This is a genomic window from Arthrobacter sp. B0427-1-12 (assembly GCF_059092905.1).
Genome location: NZ_JBNHIC010000216.1, coordinates 1 through 455, shown reverse-complemented (window position 1 = coordinate 455; position 455 = coordinate 1). Strand labels below are relative to the sequence as shown.

The window sequence follows — 455 nt, the reverse complement described above, 5'->3', positions numbered from 1 at the left end:
CGGTTCACCGCGGACGCGCCGAACACGCTGTGGGTCGCCGACATCACCTACGTGCGCACCTTCGCCGGCTGGGTGTATGCGGCCTTCGTCATCGATGTGTTTTCCCGCCTGGTCGTCGGCTGGCAGGTCGCCACGAGCCTCTACACGGACCTGGCGCTGGACGCCTTGGAAATGGGTCTCTGGTCCCGCACGAAGGACGGGGCCGACCTGTCGGGCCTGGTCCACCACTCCGACCGCGGGGTCCAGTATCGTGCCGTCCGCTATACCGAGCGGCTGGCCGAAGCCGACGCGGTCGCCTCCGTGGGCTCCCGCGGGGATTCCTACGATAATGCGATGGCCGAGGCCTTCAACTCGCTGTTCAAGGCCGAGCTCGTGCGCAACAAAGGCCCCTGGCGGGACATCGGCCACCTCGAGGTCGCCGTCGCCGAGTACATCGACTGGTTCAACCACCGGCG

The 455-nt window shown here is 67.5% G+C and carries 1 protein-coding gene; it reads left to right on the top strand.

Going from position 1 to position 455, the window contains the following annotated elements; all coding sequences use genetic code 11:
* Positions 1-455, top strand: a 455-nt coding sequence (locus tag AC5RWU_RS24620) for an IS3 family transposase (protein ID WP_493986789.1), incomplete at both ends; no start/stop codon positions are given.